23 protein-coding genes, 1 tRNA gene and 1 pseudogene are annotated in these 23,749 nt (G+C 63.6%); 12 read left to right on the top strand and 13 right to left on the bottom strand.

The window, feature by feature from the left end:
* Positions 1–191 precede the first annotated feature (191 nt).
* Both QF118_RS19230 and QF118_RS19225 read left to right on the top strand, forming a co-directional pair.
* A complete protein-coding gene (locus QF118_RS19230; RefSeq protein ID WP_282302531.1) occupies positions 192–1,640 on the top strand; it encodes an SEL1-like repeat protein in 1,449 nt (482 codons plus the stop codon).
* Entirely contained in the window at positions 1,637–2,857 is a 1,221-nt protein-coding gene (locus QF118_RS19225) for an SEL1-like repeat protein (RefSeq protein ID WP_282302530.1), read from the top strand. The genes QF118_RS19230 and QF118_RS19225 overlap by 4 nt, the downstream gene beginning before the upstream one ends.
* A 2-nt stretch (positions 2,858–2,859) precedes the next feature.
* On the opposite strand, the gene QF118_RS19220 is transcribed toward QF118_RS19225, so the two are convergent.
* Positions 2,860–3,300, bottom strand: a complete 441-nt coding sequence (locus QF118_RS19220) for an outer membrane protein assembly factor BamD (protein WP_282302529.1) — start codon at positions 3,298–3,300, stop codon at positions 2,860–2,862.
* Between the two features lie 97 nt (positions 3,301–3,397).
* Here QF118_RS19220 and QF118_RS19215 point away from each other — a divergent pair, with 97 nt between their 5' ends.
* Complete coding sequence (locus QF118_RS19215) at positions 3,398–3,961, top strand: type II secretion system protein N (protein WP_282302528.1); 564 nt, start codon at positions 3,398–3,400, stop codon at positions 3,959–3,961.
* On the opposite strand, the gene QF118_RS19210 is transcribed toward QF118_RS19215, so the two are convergent.
* From QF118_RS19210 to gspD, 3 genes are read right to left on the bottom strand one after another with little or no spacing between them, the layout of a single operon-like run.
* Complete coding sequence (locus QF118_RS19210; protein ID WP_282302527.1) at positions 3,962–5,176, bottom strand: type II secretion system F family protein; 1,215 nt, start codon at positions 5,174–5,176, stop codon at positions 3,962–3,964.
* Entirely contained in the window at positions 5,173–6,699 is a 1,527-nt protein-coding gene (locus QF118_RS19205) for a GspE/PulE family protein (protein WP_282302526.1), read from the bottom strand. The genes QF118_RS19210 and QF118_RS19205 overlap by 4 nt, the downstream gene beginning before the upstream one ends.
* Positions 6,635–8,632, bottom strand: coding sequence for a type II secretion system secretin GspD (gene gspD, locus QF118_RS19200; RefSeq protein WP_282302525.1), 1,998 nt, complete (start codon positions 8,630–8,632; stop codon positions 6,635–6,637). Before gspD ends, QF118_RS19205 begins: the two co-directional genes overlap by 65 nt.
* Before the next feature lie 241 nt (positions 8,633–8,873).
* On the opposite strand from gspD, the gene QF118_RS19195 reads away from it, so the two are divergent.
* The gene (locus QF118_RS19195; protein ID WP_282302524.1) at positions 8,874–9,338 is read left to right on the top strand and encodes a GNAT family N-acetyltransferase; all 465 of its coding nucleotides are present in this window, start codon (positions 8,874–8,876) and stop codon (positions 9,336–9,338) included.
* A gap of 175 nt (positions 9,339–9,513) precedes the next feature.
* Positions 9,514–9,590, top strand: a tRNA-Arg gene (locus tag QF118_RS19190).
* 6 nt (positions 9,591–9,596) lie between these two features.
* Here the strand turns inward: QF118_RS19190 and QF118_RS19835 are convergent.
* From QF118_RS19835 to QF118_RS19165, 5 genes and pseudogenes are all read right to left on the bottom strand, one after another.
* A pseudogene (locus QF118_RS19835) lies at positions 9,597–9,976 on the bottom strand (DUF5368 family protein).
* Between the two features lie 34 nt (positions 9,977–10,010).
* The gene (locus QF118_RS19830; RefSeq protein WP_394357102.1) at positions 10,011–10,550 is read right to left on the bottom strand and encodes a hypothetical protein; all 540 of its coding nucleotides are present in this window, start codon (positions 10,548–10,550) and stop codon (positions 10,011–10,013) included.
* 16 nt (positions 10,551–10,566) lie between these two features.
* On the bottom strand, positions 10,567–11,439 hold the full coding sequence (locus QF118_RS19175; RefSeq protein ID WP_282302523.1) for an MBL fold metallo-hydrolase: 873 nt from the start codon (positions 11,437–11,439) through the stop codon (positions 10,567–10,569).
* A gap of 27 nt (positions 11,440–11,466) precedes the next feature.
* Positions 11,467–11,904, bottom strand: a complete 438-nt coding sequence (locus tag QF118_RS19170) for a Dps family protein (RefSeq protein WP_282302522.1) — start codon at positions 11,902–11,904, stop codon at positions 11,467–11,469.
* Positions 11,905–11,972: 68 nt separating this feature from the next.
* Positions 11,973–12,638, bottom strand: coding sequence for a peroxiredoxin (locus tag QF118_RS19165; RefSeq protein WP_282302521.1), 666 nt, complete (start codon positions 12,636–12,638; stop codon positions 11,973–11,975).
* An 80-nt stretch (positions 12,639–12,718) separates the two neighbouring features.
* Between QF118_RS19165 and QF118_RS19160 the strand changes: the two genes are divergently transcribed.
* The 6 genes from QF118_RS19160 to QF118_RS19135 all read left to right on the top strand — a co-directional run bounded on the left by QF118_RS19160 (position 12,719) and on the right by QF118_RS19135 (position 18,737).
* A complete protein-coding gene (locus tag QF118_RS19160; protein WP_282302613.1) occupies positions 12,719–13,639 on the top strand; it encodes a hydrogen peroxide-inducible genes activator in 921 nt (306 codons plus the stop codon).
* A gap of 359 nt (positions 13,640–13,998) precedes the next feature.
* Complete coding sequence (locus QF118_RS19155) at positions 13,999–15,540, top strand: flavocytochrome c (RefSeq protein ID WP_282302612.1); 1,542 nt, start codon at positions 13,999–14,001, stop codon at positions 15,538–15,540.
* Between the two features lie 75 nt (positions 15,541–15,615).
* Positions 15,616–16,251 carry a cytochrome c3 family protein gene (locus QF118_RS19150; RefSeq protein WP_282302611.1) on the top strand — a complete coding sequence of 212 codons (636 nt, stop codon included), beginning with the start codon at positions 15,616–15,618 and terminating at the stop codon, positions 16,249–16,251.
* A 374-nt stretch (positions 16,252–16,625) separates the two neighbouring features.
* A complete protein-coding gene (locus tag QF118_RS19145) occupies positions 16,626–17,573 on the top strand; it encodes an SDR family oxidoreductase (RefSeq protein ID WP_282302610.1) in 948 nt (315 codons plus the stop codon).
* A gap of 62 nt (positions 17,574–17,635) precedes the next feature.
* Positions 17,636–18,136, top strand: coding sequence for a hypothetical protein (locus QF118_RS19140; protein ID WP_282302609.1), 501 nt, complete (start codon positions 17,636–17,638; stop codon positions 18,134–18,136).
* 31 nt (positions 18,137–18,167) lie between these two features.
* Positions 18,168–18,737 carry an alcohol dehydrogenase catalytic domain-containing protein gene (locus QF118_RS19135; RefSeq protein ID WP_282302608.1) on the top strand — a complete coding sequence of 190 codons (570 nt, stop codon included), beginning with the start codon at positions 18,168–18,170 and terminating at the stop codon, positions 18,735–18,737.
* A gap of 77 nt (positions 18,738–18,814) precedes the next feature.
* Here QF118_RS19135 and QF118_RS19130 read toward each other — a convergent pair whose 3' ends face one another.
* The 4 genes from QF118_RS19130 to QF118_RS19115 form a co-directional block, all read right to left on the bottom strand.
* Positions 18,815–19,801, bottom strand: a complete 987-nt coding sequence (locus tag QF118_RS19130) for a zinc-dependent alcohol dehydrogenase family protein (RefSeq protein ID WP_282302607.1) — start codon at positions 19,799–19,801, stop codon at positions 18,815–18,817.
* Between the two features lie 104 nt (positions 19,802–19,905).
* On the bottom strand, positions 19,906–20,721 hold the full coding sequence (locus tag QF118_RS19125) for an SDR family NAD(P)-dependent oxidoreductase (protein ID WP_282302606.1): 816 nt from the start codon (positions 20,719–20,721) through the stop codon (positions 19,906–19,908).
* A 10-nt stretch (positions 20,722–20,731) separates the two neighbouring features.
* A complete protein-coding gene (locus QF118_RS19120) occupies positions 20,732–21,700 on the bottom strand; it encodes an LLM class oxidoreductase (protein WP_282302605.1) in 969 nt (322 codons plus the stop codon).
* Positions 21,701–21,738: 38 nt separating this feature from the next.
* Positions 21,739–22,734 carry a zinc-binding alcohol dehydrogenase family protein gene (locus QF118_RS19115; RefSeq protein WP_282302616.1) on the bottom strand — a complete coding sequence of 332 codons (996 nt, stop codon included), beginning with the start codon at positions 22,732–22,734 and terminating at the stop codon, positions 21,739–21,741.
* A gap of 108 nt (positions 22,735–22,842) precedes the next feature.
* Here QF118_RS19115 and QF118_RS19110 point away from each other — a divergent pair, with 108 nt between their 5' ends.
* Positions 22,843–23,748 carry a LysR family transcriptional regulator gene (locus QF118_RS19110; protein WP_282302604.1) on the top strand — a complete coding sequence of 302 codons (906 nt, stop codon included), beginning with the start codon at positions 22,843–22,845 and terminating at the stop codon, positions 23,746–23,748.
* Position 23,749 lies beyond the last annotated feature (1 nt).

The raw sequence follows: 23,749 nt of genomic DNA, 5'->3' as shown, positions 1-23,749 counted from the left end.
ATGTTGGGTTTGAAATCAAACAAGGATGCGCCTAGGCTTTGGGCCGTTGCCAGTTCATTTTTCGACACCCGCGCGACCAACCCAGAATTGAGAGTCCCATGTCCCTTTTCAATGCCGCATTTCCCCTCAGCCTACTTCTGGCCTTGGCGCCTGTGCCAGCTTTGTCGCAAGACAGCGATCAGACCTATTCCATGACTCAGGTCGAAGAGGCCTGGTCCAGCGGTGATTTCGTCACGGTCCGCGAGGGGCTGAAATACCTTGCGGAAACCGAGGGCACCCCGTTTGCCAAGTACCGCTATGGCCGGGTGCTGCTGGAGGGGCGCGGCGGGCCGTCGGACCTGATGGCGGCGCGCGACTGGCTGGAACAGGCGGCGGCCGACAATCAACTGGACGCGGCCGTCCTGCTGGCGCGGCTGTATCTGTCGCGCGCAGAAGGCGGGCCGGATCACGATCCGCTGCGCGCCGCCGCGCTGCTGAAAACCGCCGCCGCGCGCGGTCAGCCCGATGCGCAGTATTACCTGGGGCTGCTGTACCAGAACGGTACCGGGGTCGAGCAAAGCCCGCAGGACATGCTGACCTGGATGCTGGCCGCCGCCGAAAACGGCCATGTCAACGCCATGTTCGAACTCAGCCGGGCCTATGCGCGCGGCCTGGGCGCCGATGTCGATCCTGAAAAGGCCGCCGTCTGGTTGGAAGGCGCCGCCTCGGCCGGTCATGCCGAGGCGCAATATTACATGGCCTATGCGCTGGATACCGGGCAGGGCATGACCCAGGATCGCGCCCAGGCGGTCAATTGGCTGCGCCGCGCCGCCGAGGCAGGGTTGGTCCAGGCCCAAAGCGCGCTTGGCCGCAAATACCTGAAGGGGGACGGCGTCGATCCCGACCCGGGCGAAGGGCTGCGCTGGCTGAGCGCCGGGGCCAAGGCCGGGGATCTTTCGGCCATGGCCGATCTGGGTGATGCGCTGTTGGGCAATCACGGCGTTCCACCCAATCCAGAAGAGGCCGTGAAGCTCTACGCTCAGGCCGCCGATACAGGATCGCCGCGCGCAATGCTCAGCCTGGCCCGCGTGATGGAAACCGGCGCGGGCACTATGCTGCCCGATCTCGAAGAGGCGGTCAAACATTACCGCCGCGCGGACGAGGCAGGAAACCACGAGGCAAGGCTGCGCCTTGGCCAGCTGGCCGGCGCCGGGCGGCTGGACGGTCTGTTGGCCCCGCACCGCGCCGTCCCCTGGGCCGCCGCTGCCGCCGAGGCCGGGGACACAGGTGCGCAGGACTGGCTGAAGGCCCGCGCCAGCGAAGGGCTGCGCCCGGCGCAGACCGCAATGGCGATGTGGCTGCTGGGGCATGACGGCCCGGCGGACGAAGCCGCCGCCCTTTTGCAACAGGCCGCCAGCGCCGGGGACGTCGCGGCCCAGCACCAGTTGGGCGTCCTGCACATCAAGGGGCAGGGGGTCGAACAGGACTATGTCGAGGCCCACAAATGGCTGAACATCGCGGCAGCGGGCGGCAGCCAGGCCGCGCTGGAAATGCGGGCGGTGGCGGCAGACCTGATGACACCGGACCAGGTGGCCGAGGCGCAGAAAGCCGCGCGCGACTTCTTTGATCAGGCCAGCGCTCCGGGCGGGCAGGACAAATGACCCTGCGCCGCTCTGGGTCGCTCAAGGCGCTTGGCCTGTGCCTGTGCCTGATCCCCGCCACTGGGCTGGCGCAGCAGGCGGACGGTTGGGCCGGGGCCGATCTGGCGGGGCTGCAAAGCGCCTCGGACCAGGGCAACCCCGACGCGCAATTCGCCCTGGCCGACCGGTTGCACAACGGCGACGGGGTCTTGCAGAACTACGCCCTGGCGGCGGAATGGTTGGCGCGCGCGGCGCATCAGGGGCATGCGGCGGCCGCCAACCGGCTGGGACAGTATTTCCACGCCGGACTGGGGGTCGAGCAGGACCGAGACACCGCGTTGACCTGGCTGGAACAGGCCGCGCAGACCGGGCAGGCGCAGTACCTGTTCGATCTGGCCGCCGTTCTGGAAAACGGACCGGACGGGCAGGCCGATCCGGCGCGCGCAGCGCAGCTGTACGGGCAGGCAATGGATCTTGGCTTTGGCGCGGCCGCTGTCAGCCTTGGGGTTTTGTATCAGCACGGAACCGGGGTCGAAAAAGATGCCGCCCGGGCAAAGACCCTGTACGAAGGCCCCGCTACGCAAGGCGATGCACGGGCGCAAAACAACCTTGGCCTGCTGTATGTGCGCGGCGAAGGCGTGCCGCAGGATTATGACCGGGCTTTCGCGCTGTTCACGGCTGCCGCCGAGCAGGGGCTAAAGGTTGCGATGGGCAACCTTGGCGTGATGTATGAAAACGGTTTTGGCGTCGCGGTGGACGAAGCGCGCGCCGCCGAACTCTATCGGCTGGCCGCGCGCGATGGTCAAAGGCTGGACGGCGACGGGGGCTTGCCCAAAACGGTGTTCGATCCGCGCCTTGTGCCGCCCGACACCAGCCCCGAAGGCCTGAACCGCCTGCAGAACGGCGTGCGGGCCGGCGACCCCCTGGCCCTGTTCACCGCCGGCTGGCTGATCCTGCAATCCGACGATCCGGGCCTGGACGATCTGCGCCAGGCGGCAGGGTTGTTCCGGGCGGCCTCAGAGGCGGGCAACCCCGCCGCCATGGCCAATCTTGGCCTGATGTATTTCGAGGGACGCGCGCTGCCGCAGGACTATGCCCTTGGCTACATGTGGCTGGTGCTGGCCGGAACGGCCGGGTTTCAGCAGGCGCTGGATCTGAGCGCAAGCCTGTCCGGCCGCATGACCCAGGCCCAGATCGCCGAAGCCCAGCAAATGGCCCAGACCCGCACCCGCCCCTGACCTCAAAGCGACTTGAGCCGAACCTGGATGCTGGCCAGACGCCCCGCCATCGACCCGATGGGATCAAGGTCGGTGTCGGTCTTCAACACGTCGGACAAGGCGGCCTGCGCGGCGCTCAGCTGTTGTTTGCCCGCCGCCGTTTCGCCCTTGGCCAAAAGCTGAAGACCCAGTTCGTGCTGCGCGGTGCCCTGAACCGCCAGCGCCGCGGCGCGGGCCTGACCCGATTGCGCCCGGGCAAGGGAACCGGCGACATTGGCGGCCTGGGCATAGTTGCCGCTGCGCAACTCTGCATGGGCATATTCCAGCTCCAACCGCTGCGCCAGCGGACCTGCCTCCTGGATCAGGGTCAGGTACTGGCGTTTGGCGCGGTCATACTGGCCCTTTTCCAGGGCATCGCGCGCCACGGCATATTTCGCCTGAAAACCGGACTGACCACCCGGCATTTCATCACAGCTTCCAATGAAAACAATGGCCAAGCCGGCGATTGCGGCCCGGGCTTTAGGGAATGCCTGCATGTCTGCTCTCTTTTTTACGCTTGTTATGACTGCGTATTATCCCACCAGTATACCCAACCGGCCGGATCGCGTCTATGCTGCTGCCGGATGGGGTGAATTATTGGATGGGCGGATGCGCTGGCTGGCCTGGATCGTGACATTGGCAATGCTGGCCCTGGCCGGGCAGGCCGGTCATGTGCTGTGGCAGGCGCTGAGCGCACCCGAACAACAGCTTGCCGCACCCTCCCTGCCAATGACAGCCCCCGGCACGCCGGATCAGGTTGCCGCCCGCCCGCCGCGCAGCTGGCCCGCGCTGTTCGGCGAACCGCAGCCCCCCAAACCGCCCGAACCCCAGCCGCCCGCGCCGCAGCCGGAACCGCAGCCGCCGAAACCGCCAAAGCCGCCCCTTGCCTCGCTTGGCTATGATCTGAAGGGTATGGTGCAGATGGGCGATGCCACCTGGGCCATGGTCAATCACCCGACCGGCGAACAACTGGTCCGCGTGGGCGACAAGCTGGCCGAAACCATCGAAATCACCCGGATCGACGACAAGGGGGTCTGGATTTCCCGCGACGGCGACGACCCCGAGCTTTTGGGCTTTGCCGAGTGATCAGCCCGCAACGGCGGCCTGAAGATCGAAAACCGGCAGCAGGATGGCAAGGACGATCACCAGGACCAGCCCGCCGACCAGCATCATCAGCATCGGTTCCAGCAGCGCGGCGATGCGCTTGCGTTCGGTCGTCAGGCGATGTTCGGTCAGGGCCGCGGCGCGGTCGGTCATCCGGGCCAGCCTGACCGATACTTCGCCGGCCGCGATCAGCTGGCGCGCCACGGGGGGCAGGATCGACAGGTTTTCCAACGCCGAGGCAAGGCTTTGACCCTGGCGCACGGCGGTGGCGACAGACTGCCCTTCGGCCTGGAATTGCGCGATTGTCAGGACACTCGCGGCGCTGTCCACAGCGCTGAGCACCGCATGGCGCGACCCAAGCACCAGCGCCAGGGTGCGCATGTATTGCACCGCTTCGGACAGCCGCGCCAAACGTCCAAGGATTGGCAGGCGCAGGACGACGCGGTCGCGCAGATGCCTGAGCGCGGCAACCCGGGGCACCGCCAGCCCGAAGGCAACCAGAGCCGCCAAAAGGATCAAAAGCAGGCTCCAGTTGGCCCGGATCGCATCGGAAACACCCATGACGAACACGGTCAGCGGCGGCAGGGGGCGCCCGGTCATTTCGAACATGGCGACGATTTCCGGCGCCACATTCACCATGAGAATGCCGCAGACCAGCAGCGACACGGCGGCGACAAAGGCGGGATAGATCAGCGCGGTGGCGATCTGCGCCTTGCCGGTGTTCTGTTCCTCCAGGTGGTCGGCCAGTTCGGAAAAGACGGCGGCCAGTTCACCGGCATCTTCGCCGGCGCGTAGGGCGGCAATGTAATAGGGGGGAAAGCCCGCGCCCGACCCTTCGAGCGCATCCGACAGGGCGGCGCCGTCCAGCAGCGCGGCCCGGGCCTGCGCCGCCACCGTTTCAAGCGCGGGGTGCCCGCCGGTGCGCACCGCTTCAAGCGCGCCGTCCACCGGCAATTCGGCCGAAAGCATGACCGCCATCTGGCGGGTAAAGACGGCCTGAAGGTCGGCAACCAGCTTGCGGGCAAACAGGGCGCGGCGCGCGCCGGGCTTGCCGGGACTGCGCGTTTCCTTCAGGTCGGCGGTCAGCAGGTCCTGCGCGGCCAGTTGCTGGGTTGCATGGGCCTCGGTTTCGGCCACGATGGTCCCGGTGCGGCGGCGCCCGGAACTGGTGTAGGCGGTATAGCTATAGGCCTTCACGTCGCGTCCCCGACGACGCGCAGCGCCTCGTCCAGGCTGACACGGCCTTCGGCCACGGCTTGCAGGCCCTGTCCTGTCAGGGTGTCGCTGGGGGCAAGGGCCAGCGATTTGATCGCCGCCTCGCTCTCGCCCCGGTCGATGGCGGCGCGCAGGCTTTCGGTGACTTCGGTGATTTCGAAAATCCCCATGCGGCCCGCATGTCCGGTTCCGGCGCAGGTGGCGCAGCCCCCCGGGTGCCAGGTTTCGCGCGGGGCGCTGATCTTGTGACGGTCGAACAGGCGCTTGTCCTCGCGGCTGATCGGCTGGGCCTGTCGGCAATCGGGGCAAAGTTTGCGCAGCAGGCGTTGGGCGATGACCCCGCGCAGGGTGGCGGCGATCAGGAAATTTTCGAGGCCGAGATCGCGCAGGCGCACGATCGCGCCGACAGAACTGTTGGCGTGCAGCGACGAAAACACCAGGTGCCCGGTCAGCGCCGCCTGCGCGGCGGTCTGGGCGGTTTCGGTGTCGCGGATTTCGCCGACAAGGATCACGTCCGGGTCCTGGCGCAGGGTGGCGCGCAGACCGGCGGCAAAGGTCATGCCGATTTCCGAATTGATCTGGGATTGTGACACACCGGGCAGGTCGTATTCGATCGGGTCCTCGACGGTGACGATGTTGCGCGCGTCGCGGTCGGCCAGTTGCAGCAGGGAATAAAGCGTCGTCGTCTTGCCCGCGCCGGTGGGCCCGGTTGCCAGGATCACGCCGTTGGGAAAGGCGGCGAGACGGCGCAACAGGGTCTGTTGCGTGTCAGACAGGCCCAGATCGCCCAAGGGCATCAACCCGGTGGACCGGTCCAGAATCCGCAAAACGATGCGTTCACCGTAGTGACCGGGAAGAGAGCTGACCCGCGTGTCGATCACCCGCCCGCCCAGCGACAGCGGAATGCGCCCGTCCTGCGGCAGGCGGGTTTCGGCAATGTCGAGCCCCGCCATGACCTTGAGCCGTGAGACGATGCGGCGTACCGGCACGTCGGGGCGGTTCATCACCTCTTGCAACACGCCGTCAATACGCATGCGCACGCGCAGGCCGCCTTCGTGCGGTTCGATGTGCAGGTCTGATGCGGCGCTTTGCACCGCGCGGCGCAGCAACTGGTTGACCAGCTGGATGACCGGCGCATCGCCGGGTTCGTCCAAAAGGTCGCGCTGACGGCGGGCAAAAGCCGCCTCTTCCAGATCAAAGCTGATGTCGTCGCCCGACGCGGCCCGGCTGTGGGCACCATCGCGATAGGCATCGGCCAGCGCCTTGTCGAACCCGATCTGGTCGGCCTCGATCACCTCGATGGGGTCACTGCCGACGCGGCGCTGGACCTCGCGCAGGCCCAGCTGCGTGGCGTTGGGGCCAAGCGTGACCCGCGCCCCTTCCAGCACCACCTGCTGATCCTGCGCAAAGGCAAAGGGCAGGTGGCCAGAGACCGCGCCGCTATTGTCCGTTGAAACGGAGCCGTCCCGGGAGAGGGGGGAAATTTCGGCTTTGGGCGACGTCATCAATGAATCCGGCATCAAAGGGTTGGTTCAGGTCAACACCGTCAAAGGGCAGGGCATTGATCTGGGACTGAGGATAGTTTCCATCATCCAGCGGTGCGATGGAAGCGCTGACTTCGTTCGCCTTGCGCGCCAGCTGCTGGGAAATCCGCCGCGCCTCGGCGTCATTGGACACGACCTGCGGACGCATCATCACCAGCAGAACGCGCTGGTTTCTGTTGTTGTTCTTGCCCCGGAACAATCCCCCCAACAGCGGCAGTTTCGACAGCCCCGGCACCGCCTGCCGGGCCGTTCCATTGCCGTTTTCCAGCAAGCCGCCCAGCATGATCACCGATCCGTCGCGCACAAGCGCCGTGGTCGACAAGGACCGCTTGGTCGTGATCTCGCCGCCCGACGAGGCGTTGGAGTTGGTCAGGTTCGACACCTCCTGCTTGATCAGCAGGCGCACGGTGCGGTCGGCGTTGATCTGCGGCGTGACGTTCAAGGTCAGGCCCACGTCCTGGCGTTCGATGGTCTGAAAGGGGTTTTCCACCGCGTTGTCGCTGACCGTGGAATAGCTGCCGGTCACAAAGGGCACGTTCTGCGCCACGACGATCTCGGCCTCTTGGTTGTTCAGGGTCAGGATCGACGGCGTCGACAAAAGCCGTGTGGAATTGACCGAGGTGATGGCCGTCAGCAGCCCGACAAAACCGTCGTTGCCGCGCTGCCGGTTCAGACCGATGGCGCCGCCGGCACCCGGATCAGGGGTGCTGCCGTTGTTGAGGGTCGAGATCAGGTTGATCAGGCTGCTGCGACCCGGCAAGGTGAACTGCGATCCGCCGATCAGCGCATCGTTCAACACCGCGCCGAATTGCGCGGACAGGTCGGAAAATCCGTCGACCGTCATTTCAAAGATCACCGCCTCGACCAGGACTTGCGTAGGGCGTTGGTCAAGATAGCGCACCATGTCGGCGATTTCGGCGATGCGTTCCTGCGGGGCGGAAATCAGCAGCGAATTGGTCGACAGTTCCGGGATGATGCGGATCGGGGCGCGCACCCCGGTCGGGTCCTCGGTGCTGAGCGTGCGCGTCACCACATCGGCGATCGACGCCGCATCGGCATAGTTCAGCGCGATGGCCCGCGACACCACCGTATCGCGCTGGGTATCCAGTTCCGACACCAGCACCCGCACCCGGTGGCGCATCGCCTCGGGGCCGGACACAAGCAGCGCATTGGACCGCCGGTCGACGCTGACCGCGGCGCCATCGTCAAGGATTTCCATGGACTGGACCACCTGCATCACATCCGCCGCATTGGCGTTGCGCAGCCGGATGATTTCCACAGGAGCGGTCTGGCCGGGTTTGTCCAGCTGGTCGATCAGCGCGGTGATCCGCGCGATATTGGCGGCGCGGTCCGACAGGATCAAACGGTTCGATCCGGGCACGGCCGAGATGATCGCCTCGGACGGGAGCAGCGGGCGCACCACCTCGATCACCTCCTGCGGAGAGATGTCGCGCACCCGGATCACCCGGGTTTCGAAACCGCCGGGCAGGGCGCTGGCCCCCGAGGCCAGTTCGCGCGCTGAATTCATCGGAACGATCCGGTCCGCCCCGGCGCCTTCGACGATGGTCAGGCGGTTCAACTCCAGCACCGACAGGAAAACCTGGTACAGGTCTTCGTTCGACATCGCGTCCGGTGACAGCACCGTGACAGTGCCGCGCACGCCCGGGTCCAGCACGAAACTGCGGCCCGTCGCCTCGGAGACGATTTCGACAAAGTTGCGCAGGTCCGCGTCGCGCAGGTTCAAGGTGACCTGGGCCTGCGCGGGCAGGGCCTGGAGAATATTGATGTAAAAGGAGAAAACGACAAAAAGAAAGGGTTTGACCCATGGCAAACGCCCGAACAGAGTCCGGGATTGGCCGGCCTTCGCCGGGGGCTGCAATGCTGGATGCATCATGCTCTGCTCACTGTTCCTGGGGTTTGTCGGCCGAAAACGGCCCCCCGCCTGACTTGTTTTTCAGGCAGCATAGGCGAAAAACCAGAAAAAGGCACGGGTTTCTGTTGCCTTGGCAAAAAACCGGGCAAAGCCGTGCCTGACCTGCCTGCCGCCGCGGCATTCAAGTGCATGGCCCTTGCCCTGCGCGGATTTTGGCACGACGCTGCGCGACAGTGATCATCGCAGCCAAGGGCCCTAGACCATGTCCACCGTCATCACCCTGAGCACCAGCGCGGACCCCGCGGTCGAGGCCATTCTGGTGCGCCATCACAGCGCCATGTCCGCCGCCACACCGGCCGAAAGCTGCCATGTGATGACCTCGGACGCGCTGCGCGCCAGCGGCGCGCGGGTCTATGCCCTGCGGGACGGGTCGGGCGCGGTCCAGGGCGTCGGGGCGTTGAAACCCTTTGGTCAAAACGCCGTCGAACTGAAATCGATGCACGTGGCCGCCGAGGCGCGCGGCAAGGGCTTTGGCAAAAGCCTGCTGAACCACCTTTTGTCCGAAGCCCGCGCCATGGGCATGACCGCCGCCTACCTTGAAACAGGATCAGAGCCGGGTTTCGCCCCGGCACGGGCGCTGTACGAAGCCGCCGGTTTCGAATACGGCCCGCCCTTTGGCGATTACGTCCCGGACCGCTTGAGCGTTTTCATGTCCCGAAGGCTGTGAATGGCTTGCCCCCCACCCTGAAAATCTGCAAATAGACAGCCAATCGGTCCCTTGGCTGAACTGTATAGAGCAGCTGACTTCTATACGTCGTGTCAACAAGGGTTTTTGGCTTTGAATTCAGATGTGTTCACATCTATGAACTGACTACGCACTGTTTTCCGAACGGTGTGAGCGCGACCTCGTAGCTCAACTGGATAGAGCAATTGACTTCTAATCAATAGGCTGAGGGTTCGAGTCCTTCCGGGGTCGCCAAAACTTCTACAAATCACGATACACTTTGAAACTCGCGACCGGGATGCACGCTTGACCCTGCCACCCAACGTCGGCTCGTCGCATTGTGGTGGCGGCAGGCGATCCGGGTATGATCCGCCCCGCCAGTGTGGTCCAATTTGAGTGTTGGTGCATTGGTGGCCTGACAAGCGAGGGGACGATGTAGACGAGAATAGTTGCGCCTTTCGTTCCTCCGGCGGCGATACCGACAAAAGCGATCAGGTCAATCGGGCCGCCAGGAATTTGCGCCATCTGACTGCGCGATCGCGGATCATCACGTAGAGATTGCCGATCGTTACGAAAAAAGCGACGCCCATCATAGCGCAGAACAGCCCACGCTCGAAACTCTCCTCGAAGACGACGATCAGTATTTCGATGTCAGGCTTTCATTTCTGGTACTCCTCAGGCGCAGCCGCGCAGCATGGCAGTGTATGTGGCTTTCAGGGCGACTTCCTTCACCAGCCAACTGATCCGCAGTTCTTCCAGTGGTGCAAAGGTCCCGGGGAAGGACGGCACAAGGTTGTTGTGGTAGTGGAATTCGAACAGCATCGCGCGACCGACCTGCGGGATCATCGGACATGAGATGTAGACATGATAGGTGGCTGAGGGTCCGGTTCCTTCGATAACCGAGACGCATCCTTTATCGACCACCGGTACCTGCCAATTCACCGTGCCGGCGTGCTGGCCTTTCGGCACCGCGGCCACGTCACCCATCGCCCTGATTTCGGGATAGCGCAGGCGGCGCAAGGTGACCTTGCCATTTTCCACCCAGACCTGACCAATACGTGCCCCCTTCGCGCTGCCAACCGCGTGAGACGCGATATCGAACGCGCGCTGGAGGCCTTCTACCCGTAACTCGGCCTGGTGACATTGCGCGCCCTTGTTCAGCGGAACTGCAGCCTGAGCGCCCCTTTTGACGCTCAGGCCTGACTTGTCTGACACTTGCTGCCGGTGATGGCTATCGCGCCTCGAAATACCCAAGGGGCACTTTGAGGTAGGACCTTCCGTTGGCTTCCGGCTCGGGCAAGCGCCCGCCGCGGATATTGACCTGAAGTGCCGCCAGCATCAGGCGCGGCAGCGGCAGGGTGGCGTCGCGGGCATCGCGCACGGCACGATAGGCCGCCTCGGTCGGTGCATCCTTCAGGTGGATGTTCTGCGCCTTGTGCTCTGCCACGCTTGCCTCACACTGGGCGGCGCGCCCACCCGGAGCGTAGTCATGGCCGACGAATACCCGTGTCTCGTCAGGCAATTCGAGGATGCGCTGAATGCTGTCATAAAGCGCCTTGGACGAGCCACCGGGAAAATCCGCACGGCTGGTGCCGCTATCCGGCATCATCAGCGTGTCATGCACAAAAGCCGCGTCGCCGGCGACATAGGTGATCGAGGCCAGCGTATGGCCGGGCGAGAACATGACCCTCACCGGTATATTGCCGACCATGAAGGTTTCGCCATCGGCAAACAGCCTGTCCCATTGGCGGCCATCGGTCGGCACAATGCCGGGCAGATTGTAGATGTCGCTCCACAATTCCTGCACGCCGGTCACCTTCTCGCCAATCGCCGTGGGCACGCCGGTCTGTACCTTTAGCCACTGCGCCGCCGAAAAGTGATCCGCGTGCGGGTGCGTATCAAGGATCCACTCAAGTGCGATCCCCATCTCGCGCACATAGGCCAGCAGCTTTTCGGCATTCACCGTGCCGGTCGCGCCGGAAAGCGGGTCGAACTCCATGACCGGGTCGACGATGGCGCCCTTCATGGTCTGGGGATCGTGGAAGACATATTGCCAGCTTCCGGTGGGCTTATCCCAGAAAGGTTTTACGATTGGGTTGCTCATGGTTGGTCCTCCTGCCTTGGGTGGGGCTCAGCGAGTGCTGGCCCGCATCATCCAGGTTTCCTTTTCGTGCCATTCGAGACGGTCGGTGAGCATCCCGGCGCTGACCTCATCCCCTGCATCGGCACAGGTGGCGATGGCGGTGCGCAGGGTGGCGGCGATTGCCTCGTGTTCGACAATGGCCTTGGCAACCATGTCCTCGGCAGATTGTGCCGGTTCGGCCTCTGGCGCAGCGTGAGCCATCAGATCCGCCACGGATGCGGGGGCATGGGCGCCTTGGACACGGATGCGCTCTGCGATCTCGTCCAGAGCGGCCCAGAGGTTCTGATACTGCTCCTCGAACATCGCGTGAAGCTGGCGGAATTGCGGCCCCTCGACGTTCCAGTGATAGCCATGTGTTTGCACGTAAAGGCGGAAGGTCTGGCCAAGAACATCGGTGAGAGCGGAAACGACGGGTTGGTCGGTCATGATCGTGGTCCTTTGTGATCTGGTGGTGCGGTGTGGTCAGTCCCGCCCTAGGGCGGAACTGGGCGGCCTCAGAGCTGGCGGGTGGAGAAATACCAATCCACCGTGTCATAGCCTTCGCCGGCGCGGGCGGCGGCCTCTTCCGGGGTTTTCGGCGTCGGCACGATCACGGCATCGCCGGGCTTCCAGTTCTCAGGCATGGCGCAGGCGTTTTCGTCCGCCGTCTGAAGCGCGATCAGCAGGCGGTAGATCTCGTCGACCGAGCGGCCTGCGTTCATCGGGTAGTAGACCATGGCCCGCAGCACGCCTTCGGGGTCGATGATAAAGGTCGCCCGGACGGCGGCGGTGTCGGATGCGCCGGGCTGGATCATGCCGTAGGCCTGCGCCACCGCCATGTTCAGGTCCGCGATGATCGGAAAGCGGATCTCGGTGCCGAATTTCTCCTTGATGTTCAGAACCCAGGCGATGTGGCTGTAGTGGCTGTCGATCGACAGTCCGAGCAGTTCGGTGTTGGCCGCGGCGAAATCATCGTGGCGCTTGGCGAACCCGATGAATTCGGTGGTGCAGACCGGCGTGAAATCCGCCGGGTGCGAAAACAGCACCAGCCACCGGCCGCGATAGTCCTCGAGCCGCTTCTGACCGTGGGTCGTGGGCGCGTCGAAAGAGGGGGCCGGTTCATTCAGGCGGGGGCCTGCGGGCTGGGCGGTGGCTTGGCTGATGGGGCTCTGGTCGGTCATCTGTCGGGTCTCCTTTATGATCCCGTGTTGCTGATGAACCCAATCTGGGGCATTGCCTTATATTTGTGAAATTGAATATAATGCAAAAAATAATAGAGGATCTCTATATGTTTACGCTCAGGCAGATGCGTTTCCTCGTGGCGCTCGCAGATCAACTGAACTTTTCCCAGGCGGCAGACATCTGTTTCGTCACGCAACCCACGCTGTCCTCGGGGATCAAGGAACTCGAGGCGATCCTTGGCGTGCAACTGTTTGAACGGACAAAGCGCAGCGTCATGTTGACACCCGTTGGGACAGAGATCGCAGAACGCGCCCGCCGCCTGGTGTTGGATGCTGAAGAAATCGCAGTTATGGCTGCATCCCATCGCAATCCCTTTCAAGGGGACCTGCGGCTTGGCGCGATCCCGACCATCGGTCCCTATCTCATACCGCACGCCTTGCCAGCGATCCGAAAGGCCATGCCCGCGATCAAGCTGTTCCTCCGCGAGGAAATGACCGAACCCCTGATCGACGGGCTGTTGGTCGGGCGCCTTGATGTCATCTTGATTGCGTTGCCCTTCGATACCGGCAAGCTTCATGTCTCGCCCCTGTTTGAAGACGGGTATCACCTCGCATCGCCGCCAGACTGGCCTGCACCTGCAGGAACAGGCGCCCGCGCGCTGGAGCAGGCCAGAGGTCAATTGATGCTTCTGGAAAAGGGGCACTGCCTGCAGCGTCACGCCCTTGCCGCCTATCCCGATCAGTTGTCAAAGGAGCAGGATGACTTCGCAGCCACAAGTTTGAACACATTGATTGCCATGGTCTCTGAAGGGTTGGGCGTTACCTTGCTGCCGGATCTGGCCGTCAGCGCCGGGGCGGCAAGGGACAGCTCCGTCCGTTTGACCCCCTTGCCGGATGCCTGTCCCCGGCACGTCGTCCTTGCCTGGCGTCCCGGCTCAGCACGGACGGCGGTATTCGAAAAGCTTGCCGACATCTTGCGCTCTCACAGGCAGATGGATTGACCATGTCCGTCAATGCCCCAAAGAACATGACCCGGTGCGGTCTTTGGGGTGCGCGCAGTCGTTGAGAATTGTGGCGTCGATTTCAACGCTACATCCGTGACCCTTGTCAGGGGGTCGGGCGCAAAGGGGCCGCGCCTTCGTGGCTCCAGTCTTCGCCCGTGGCGGGCAATCCGATGCGGCTGGCCGCCACGCGCGAAACAATCGACGGAAAAGTTTGCCCGCTTAACGAGCGTCAACGCCAGCACATGCGGTGCTTGGATACTCTGGTCTGTGTCGGGCCTGTCAGTGGAATTCGAGCCGACGCCGTGTTCCACGCCGTCGAAGCTGACATGACCAAATAAAAGTGAAGGATTTTAGCCATGAAACATGATGAAACAAACAAAACCCTCACCCGGCGCGCCCTGCTTGGCAGTGGCGCCGCCGCAGGCGTTGGCCTCACTTTGGCCGGAACCGTTCAGGCGGCTCCGCAACCTGTGCCCGAAACCTGGGATGAAGAAGTCGACGTTGTCATTGTCGGAACAGGGTTCGCCGGCCTTGCAGCAGCCATCGAGGCGATCAAAGCGGGTGCAACCGTGGCTTTGCTGGAAAAGATGCGAACGCCCGGCGGCAATTCGATCATCAGCGGCGGCGTGATCGCGGCAGCCGGTTCGCCCTTGCAGGCGGAGGAAGGCATCGAGGATTCCGTCGAAACAATGATCGAAGACATGATGAAGGCGGGTCTGCACCTGAACTATCCCGACCATGTGCGCATCATCGCCGAGAAGTCGGTGGAAACGGTCCAGTGGACCATCGACGAACTGGGCGTCGAATATCGCGGCCTGGCGCATATGGGTGGTCACGCGGTGCCACGGTCCTACGCGCTGGCGGCGGCCAGCGGATCGGGGATCATCGTGCCGCAGTTGAACAAGCTCAAGGAACTGGGCGTCGAACCGCGCACCCGAACACTGATGAAACACCTTCTGCGCGATCCGGACGGCCGGGTGAAAGGCGTTCTGGTCCACGAAAAGTATCGTGACCCCGACCTTGACAGCGGGACGCCGAAAACGATCAAGGCCCGCAAGGCCGTCATCATGGCCACGGGAGGTTTCGGTGCCGATCCGTCGTTCCGCGCGTTGCAGGACCCGAGGCTGGGCGGCGAGTTGGACACCACCAACCATCCCGGTGCAACGGCCCAGGCCCTGCGCGAGGCGCTGAACGCCGGATGCACACTGGTACAGCCCTCGTGGATTCAGCTGGGCCCCTGGACCAGTCCCGACGAACGCGGTTTCGGCTACGCGCCGCACTTCGTTCAGGGGGTCGCGGCGTCCTATGGGCTATGGATCGACACGCAGACCGGCAAACGCTTTGTCAATGAACTGGCCGACCGCAAGACCCGCGCCGACGCCATTCTCGCGGCTGGCAACAAATGCATCGCCTTCGCCGATGCAGAGGGCTATGCAAAAGGCACGACCGGGCGGCCAAGCGACAACATGGACAAGATGAAGCAAGCCGGTGTGCTGATGGAATATGCCACGCTCGAAGAGATGGCGGCGGCGCATGACATCCCGCTTGATGCGCTGAAGGCGACCATCGCCAGCTTCAACCAAGGCATCGACAGCGGCTCGGATATCGAGTGGAGCCGTTACCTGGCCGAAAACACCGGTAAGATCGGAACGCCCCCCTTCTATGTCGTTCGGCTGTCGCCAAAGATCCACCACACGATGGGCGGCTGTGCGACCAATACACGGGCCGAGGCGCTGGACGTGCTCAGCGGCGAACCGATCCCCGGCCTATTCGTGGTCGGCGAGGCGTCTGGGGGCATCCACGGGGCTTCGCGGCTGGGATCCTGTGCCTATGCCGATTGCCTGACATTCGGGCGGATCGCCGGGCAGAACGCTGCCGCCATGGACAGCTGGAACTGACCGTCAAAGGCCGAACGACGCTGACCGTGGCGCCTTTCTGGTGCCACGGTCGCATGAAATGCCAAAGGAGCCCCCATGCCCCTACGTCTTTACCGGATCGTCTTGTCGATGGCGCTTGCCCTTTGCGGTCTGACAGTTTTCTCGACGGCAGCGCAGGCCGGCGAACCTGACTTTTGCATTGTCGAAGATCGGGGCGTCTGCATCTGGCCCGCCGCCAGCGCCGATGACAAGCCTCACCAACAGCAAAGCCGATCACACGGGGGCGAGCCCGGCCTGGTCGGCCGCGATGGCAAGCCTGTGCCCGACCACGAATGCAGCGCCTGCCACGAAGAACCTGATCTTCTGCCCCAAGGCCATCTGCCGACGGCAGGCATGTCGGTCGAGGGCTGCCGCATCTGCCATGGTACCGACCAGGCCGCATCGCTGGACGACCGACTTTTCCAGAGCCATACACATTTCTTTGCCGGGTTGGGCTGTGCGGACTGCCACGCAGACCCGGAAGACGCGGATGAGCCCGAGATGGCCGTCTGCACATCCTGCCACGGCACTTTGCCGGAAATCGCCGCTCAGACCGCGGACGTCGTGCCGACCAATCCGCATGATTCTCCGCATGGCGAACCCTACGCGCAATGCGGCTTGTGCCACTACCAGCACGAACCGCCCGACAATTTCTGCGCCACATGTCATGATTTTGATTTCACCATGCCGTGAACACGAATGGACTGATCTGCCCCGCCTGAGTGGTCCGACTTGAGAGTTGGTGCATTGTTGGCCTTTGGTCCGTCTGGAAGATGGTTTCAGGGACCGGTGGGCGGTAACCCAATGCGCTGTGTGGTCTTTGCAGGCCGATTGCCGGCTGCACGACCCTGCGGCTATCAGACAATTCGATCGGCCCCGCCGGACAGGGTCGGCTGTCCGATCGACGCTTGCCCCCTTGCCGAACAGACACGAACCCGTCTTTCGTCGGCATCGAGACAATCGGGCAAGTATTCGCGAGGATTGCGCCTGTTTCGCATGACGCCTGAGATTTATCTACGCTTTCAACCAGACCGCCATATGGCGCGATCTTTGAAAGGAACAGATCCATGGCAGACACGACTTTTGGCCCAAAGGGATGGACGCCCGAACGCCTTACTTCCCTGGCCGGCAAGACCTATGTCATCACCGGCGCCAACGCGGGCGCGGGGTTTCAGGCGGCGCGCATCCTGCTGACGCGCGGCGCTAAGGTGGTGATGCTGAACCGCAGTGCCGAACGCTCGACCGCGGCTATCAAGGATCTGAAACAGGAATTCGGGGCGCAAGCTGATGTCAGCTTTGTCCGCATGGACCTGTCGGATCTGTCCAGCGTGCGGGCTGCCGCGCAGCAGGTTCTGGACACGGTCCCGCGCATTGACGCGCTGATCTGCAACGCCGCCATCGCCCAGGTGCCGTCGCGCCAGCTGACCGTGGACGGGTTCGAAAGCCAGCTGGGCACCAACCACTACGGTCACTTCGTTCTGTGTGGCATGCTGTTCGACCGGATCGAAGAAGCCGAAGGGCGCATCGTCGTGGTCGCCAGTCTTGGCTACAAGATGGGCCTGCGCACCATCAAGTTCGACGACATGAACTGGGAAAAGGACTATGGCGCCAACACGGCCTATAGTCAGAGCAAACTGGCGCAGATGATGTTCGCCTACGAGCTTCAGGACAGGGTCAAACCCGCCGGTCGCAAGGTTTCGGTCTACGTTTGCCACCCCGGCTCTTCGGCCACGTCGCTGATCAGCACCAGCGGCGGTTTGATGACACGGATCACATGGTGGCTGATGACCAAGACGCCCATGGTGCAGACCGCCGAACAGGGCGCCTATCCCGAAGTCATGTGCGCCACCGAAACCGGGCTGGAGCAGCGCGCGCTGTATGGCCCGACCGGCCGGATGGAATTCGTGGGTCCCGTGGGCCGTGGCACGCTGGAACCCCACGCCTATGACAAACCTGTCATGACCCGCCTGTGGGCTGTATCCGAACAGGCCACAGGCTTTGTCTGGACGGTTTGACTGCAGGGACTTGAACGGGGGGCAGACAGTGCCCCCGCAAAATACTGGATAAGGGAGTGACCATGGACATCCTCAAGACCGCAACAGACTGGGCCAAGGGCGAAATGCTTTCCAACAGCGTCTTTATCCTTTTCGGGGCGCTGTTTCTGGCGGCGGGTTTCGCGTTCTGGCAGGTTGGCCGCACGGATATGGCGCGGGCCTACGGAATCCCGATGCTGGTGGCGGGTCTTCTGCTGCTGATCCTCGGGGCAGGGTTGCTTTATGGAACCTGGAGCGCCCTGTCAGGCTTTGGCCCGGCCGTTGCTCAGGACACGCCCGCCTTTGTGGCATCCGAGATCGCGCGCGTCGACAAGACGATTGCGCAATACGGCACGGCGGTCTTCAAGGTGATGCCCCTGATGATTGTTGCGGCGGCTGCGCTGATCATCGTGCTGGATGGTCACGCGGGGCGGGCAGGGCTGATCACAACCATCGCCTTTCTCTGTGTTGTCATGCTGGTCGACAGCAACGCCAGCGGGCGGCTGGACAGCTACAGGCAAAAGTTGACCGAAGCATCACGATAAGGCACGCAGGGCACGCCGAAAAAGGCGCAGGTTGCCCGGTTCAGGGATAGCCGTCATTCTCACCGGGCATGGTGGGCTGGATAAACTCGAATGGCGCGAGGATGTCGCAGTACCACGCCCCACGGCGGGCGAAGTCCTGATCCGGGTCGGCGCCTCGGCGGTGAACAACACCGACGTGAACACCCGCACCGGCTGGTATTCCAAGGCGGTGCGCGGCGACACAGGATCTGCCGCCGCCGAGGGGTATGGCGGTGCCTCGGACGCCGATGGCGGTTGGTCCGGAGCGTTGAGCTTTCCGCGTATCCAAGGCGCTGACTGCTGCGCGCAAATCGTTGCGGTCGCAGAGGGCGCGGACCGGGGGCGGATCGGCCAGCGGGTTCTGGTGCGCCCGATGCATCGCCCGTCCGACAGTGACGATCCGGACGCGCTTGTCACGTTCGGATCAGAGCGGGACGGCGTATTTGCCGACCTCGTGCGCTACATCGAAGTGGGCGAGATCCGGCCCGTGCTGGCCAAGTCCTTCCCGCTGCGCGAGCTGCGCGCGGCACAGGAAACGTTCCTGGACAAATCCCACATGGGCAAGATCGGGATCGAAATCTGAGGGTGAGTAACCACGAAAGAAGCCGGCCAGATGCCAGGGTTTGACATCTGGCCGGCTGTCTTTCGGAACTTGATGGATCAGACCTCGACAACCACCTTGCCGATGGCCTTCCCGCTTTTCAGCCGGGCATAGGCCGCGCCGACCTCGGTCAGGGTGAACCGCTGATCGTCCAGCATCGGCTTGACCTCACCTGCATCCACCAGCTTGGCCAGGCCTGCCAGGATTTCGCCATGCGCTTCGCGGCGAACGTCGTGCAGCATCGGCAACAGCATAAAGACGACATGCAGGGACAGCCCCTTGAAGTGCGCCGGGCTCAGGTCGAGTTCCAATAGCGCAACGGTCGTGACGATCTGTGCATTCAGCCCGGCCGCCGCAAAGGAGTTGGTCATATTCGCGCCGCCGACCGTGTCATAGACAACGTCGAAACCGGCACCGCCGGTATGGGCGGCGACATAATCGTCGATCGTTTCGGCCATGAAGTCGATGGGTTTGCCGCCAAGATCCTTGATCGCCGCCAACTGACCGGCACCGGTGCCGGTCGCGGACACCTCGGCGCCCAGATGCCGGGCAAGCTGCACGGCGATATGGCCGACACCGCCAGCACCGCCCTGAACAAGCACCTTTTGGCCTGCGCCAACATGGGCGCGCTGCAAACCTTCCCATGCGGTAATTCCGACCAACGGCAGGGCCGCGGCCTCGCGCATGGTCAGGGACTTGGGCTTGTGGGCGATCAGCCGGGCATCGGCCAGCATGTATTCCGCAAGCGCGCCCTGAAGATCGGCCAGACCACCGGCGCAGCCATAGACTTCGTCGCCCACGGCATAGCCTGTGACACCCTCGCCGATCTCTTCGATCACGCCGGCAAAATCCATGCCCAGCACGGCGGGCAGCGCGGGCGAAAGCGGCAGGTCCGACCCGATATCCTTGATCATCGTGTCGATGGTGTTGACGCTTGTCGCCTTGACGCGGACAACCACATGTCCGGATTTGATCGACGGGCGCGCCGTGTTGGCCAGCGCAAAGGACGCATCGGGGCCGTATTGGTTCAGGGTCATGGTTTTCATCGGAATCTCTCGTTCACGGTTTCGTTGGACAGCAAATACGGAATTTCCGGAACGACGATAATGGGCCTGATTTTGATTTCAGTTTTCGGGTTTGCGATATAAATTCAGTCGCAGGGCTTTCCGGTCTGTGTCCCTCGGCTTTGCCCCGCAAGGTCCCGGATTGCCGCCATGACGTCAGTCACATGCGCCTGGTCGCCCGCCGCGGCGTTGGGCTGCGCAAAGCGTTTGCTGTCATTGTCGAAATAGCGGCCCGAGGCTGACGCAAACTCCTGCGACAGTGCGGCGCGGCGCAGGATGTCGGCGCCGATCGAAAGATCGCTGCCGGCCAGGCCAAAGCCTTCCTTGACCATCTTTGTCGCCAGCAAAGAGCCGGGGTTCACGGCGATGAAAACAGGCCCGTCCGGATGCGCCCGGGCCATGTCCTGCGTCCAGATCGTGATCGCCAGCTTGCTTTGAGCATAGGCCCCCATGTCATCAAGACCGCGTTTGCCACGCAGGGCCTGCACGTCCACGGGCGCCTGCGCCGCCGACGACAGGTTCACCACGCGGCCCGTCGCCGGGATGATCGGCAGCAGCCGCCGGGTCAGCAGATAGGGCGCGATGGTGTTGACGACAAAGCGCACATCCAGCCCCTCGGCAGTGCGGGTCTGCGGTGTCTTGAGCACGCCGGCGTTGTTGATCAACACGTCGATCTGGTCATGGTCGGCCATGATTTCGCGGGCCAGCGCCTCGACCTCGTCCAGCCGGGACAGGTCGGCGCGATAGGTTTTCGGGGTGCCGCCGACTTGCTTGGCGGCAACCGCCAGCTTGTCGGCGCTGCGCCCGTGCAGCAGCACGGTGTGGCCCTCGTTGGCAAGCGTCTGCGCCGTCAGCAGGCCGATGCCGTCGGTCGCGCCGGTGATGAGGATGGTCTTGCTCATGGTCATTTTCCTAACTGGAGAAGTCGGGCAGGATCTCGTCCGCCAGACGCTGCATTGTGGGTTCGATCCCGGCCCCGTTGAACCGCAGGTTCAGCGCGACGTGGTTGATGCCAAGGGTGCGGATCTCGGAAAGATAGCGCCGCAGGTAATCCGTGCCCGATTGAAAGCCGAGGTGGATTGGTCTGGGTGGCGCATCGGCCCGGTCGACAAGGTCCACATACAGCGATTGCATCACGGGTTTGTCCGGCAGTCCCGCCTCGTTGATCCGGCGGCGATACTCGGCCACCACCCGTCCCTGACAGCCTGCATCGCGCGGATAGGTCATCCAGCCGTCGCCATTGCGAGCGACCCAGTCGGGCGATTGCTGGCTGCCGCCGGTGATCAGCAGCGGCAATTGTCCGCCCGTGGGTTTCGGCAGCATGTCGATCCCACCCGCAAGCCTGCCCTGAGCGGTCTGGCGTTGCGGATAGGGTTCGGCCATGGCGCGGATGTAATCGACACTGTCGCGGAACCGCGCGCCCCGGTCTTCGAACCCCATGTCCAGCGCCGGGTATTCGTCGGGCCGATCGCCCGAGGCCACGCCCAGCAGCAGCCGCCCGCCCGACAGAACGTCGGCCGAGGCCGCCGCCTTGGCCACATGCGCCGGGTGGCGCAGCGGCAGCACGACGCTGGCCACACCCAGCGCGATATCGCGGGTCGAGGCCGCCAGCGCGCCAAGATAGACGAAGGGATCAAAGACCTGCCCGGCATCGCCAAAGGACGGCACGTTGAACGGCACATCGCGCAGCCAAAGCGCCGAGAACCCGAGTTCGTCCGCCATTTGCGCGCGCTGGATGTGGCGCGCCATGTCGGGCACGGCCGTGTCTGCATAGCGCGCCAAAGGCACCACGAGGCCAATGCTCAACTGATCCGGTTGAAAAACCGTGTTATAGGCACGGTTCAGGCGTGGGAACGCCTTGGTATCCGTATCATCCAGCATCTGTGATCTCCTCTTGGTGGCCGAATGGGTCGAATGGCTCAGAAGCCGCTCAGCACCTGCTTGCCGATCACGCTTCCGCTTTCCTGGCGGATGTGCGCCGCGCGCAGGGTATCGGCGCTCAATTGTCCGGCTTGTTCGGTCACGGTGGATTGCAGCGTGCCCGCATCAATCATCGCCGAGACACGGTTCAACAGATCGCGCTGCACGGCGATATCCTTGGTCCCGAACATCGAACGGGTGAACATGAACTCCCAATGAATGCTCAGCGCCTTGGGCTTTGCGGTCTTGATGTCCAGCGCCTGCGGGTCGTCGATCAACGCGATCTGCCCACGCGGCGCGATCACGTCGATAATGGCGGGCCAGTGCTGATCCGTCGCGGTCAGCGCCGCGACATGTGTCGGGATGATGCCAAGTGCCGCGATCTGGGCGACAAGGTCGCCGCGGTGGTCAACAACGTGATCCGCCCCCATCTTGCGCACCCAATCCCGGGTTTCGGTGCGCGACGCGGTGGCAATCACGGTCAGCTTGGTCAGCGTCTTGGCCAGCTGGATCAGGATCGAACCCACGCCGCCCGCCCCGCCGATGACCAGCAGGGTCTGGCCTTCGCCGCCGCCTTCGGCCAGGCGGAAGGCGTCAAACAGCATTTCCCAGGCCGTGATCGACGTCAGCGGCAGCCCTGCGGCTTCGGCGAAACCCAGGGTTTGCGGCTTGCGCCCGACGATCCGTTCATCGACGGCGTGAAATTCGGCGTTGGTTCCGGCGCGCGTCACGTCCCCGGCATAGAACACTGCGTTACCGACTTTGTAACCTGTCACGGCATCGCCCACCTGCGTGACGACACCCGCCGCGTCAAAGCCCAGAACACGCGGCCCGCCGTCGGGCTGAACGGCAGCGCGCAGTTTGACGTCAACCGGGTTGACCGACACGCCCTTGACCGCGACCAGCAGATCATGGGCGCCGACAGCCGGCTGCCCAACCTCGACGAGGGTCAATTCATTCGCAGGTCCGGCGGAGTGATAGCCAATGGCTTTCATGGTCTTGTCCTTGATAAGGGTTTTGGTTGCGAACAACTTATCTCTTGCAATAATCCAGAAAACCGGCAGCTTTCAGATTTCATTTTTCCGGTTTGGGATATAATCGCGATGGACACCGACAATCTGCGCCTCTTCGTCATGGCGGCGGACCGGCTCAACATTTCGGCTGCCGGGCGCGAGCTTGGCCTTGCCCCGGCCGTTGCCAGTGCGCGCCTTGTCAAACTGGAACAGGAGCTTGGCGTCGAACTGCTACGCCGCACGACCCGCAAGGTGTCCCTGTCGATCGAAGGATCGGATTTCCTGCCCTACGCCCGCGAAATCCTGGCGCAGGCCGATGCCGCAAGGGCCGTTCTTGGCGGGGCCGAGGCTGGCCCCAAAGGCACCTTGCGTTTCGCCGCGCCCAGCAGTTTCGCACAACTGCACATCATGCCGCTGCTTCCGCAATTTCACGCGCAATACCCCGACCTGACGCTGGATCTGCGTCTGTCGGACAAACGGTTTGATGCGATCGAGGGCAGCTTTGACCTTGCCCTGCGCAGCGCGCCGTTGACCGACAGCAGCCTGAAGGGCCGCAAGCTGTCTGACGACACGCGCGTTTTGTGCGCATCGCCCGCCTATCTGAAGACGCACGGCACGCCGACAAAGCCCACCGACCTGTCAGGGCATCACTTGATTGCCTGGAGCAATCTGGACAGGCGCGACCTGATCAACATCTCTGGCGAAACCACCACGCTGGACCCCGCGGACATGACCTGCCGCACCATTCTGGATGACGGAGACGCACAGCGCGAGGCAACCATCGCCGGGGCCGGTCTGTCGGTGAACTCGCTTTGGAGCGTCGCGCATGAAATCGCCGCAGGCCGGCTTGTACGGGTTTTGCCAGACTGGCGGTTGAACGACCGATCGGTGCTATGGCTGGTCTATCCGCGATCGAACGTGCTTACCCCCAAGACGCGGATATTCATGGACTTCGTGATCAGGCACCTGGGCAATCGGTCAGAATGGCGGGAATGAC

Origin of the sequence: Tropicibacter oceani, from assembly GCF_029958925.1 — a bacterium.
GTDB classification, from domain to species: domain Bacteria; phylum Pseudomonadota; class Alphaproteobacteria; order Rhodobacterales; family Rhodobacteraceae; genus Pacificoceanicola; species Pacificoceanicola oceani.
This window is presented reverse-complemented; position numbering and strand designations above follow the sequence as displayed.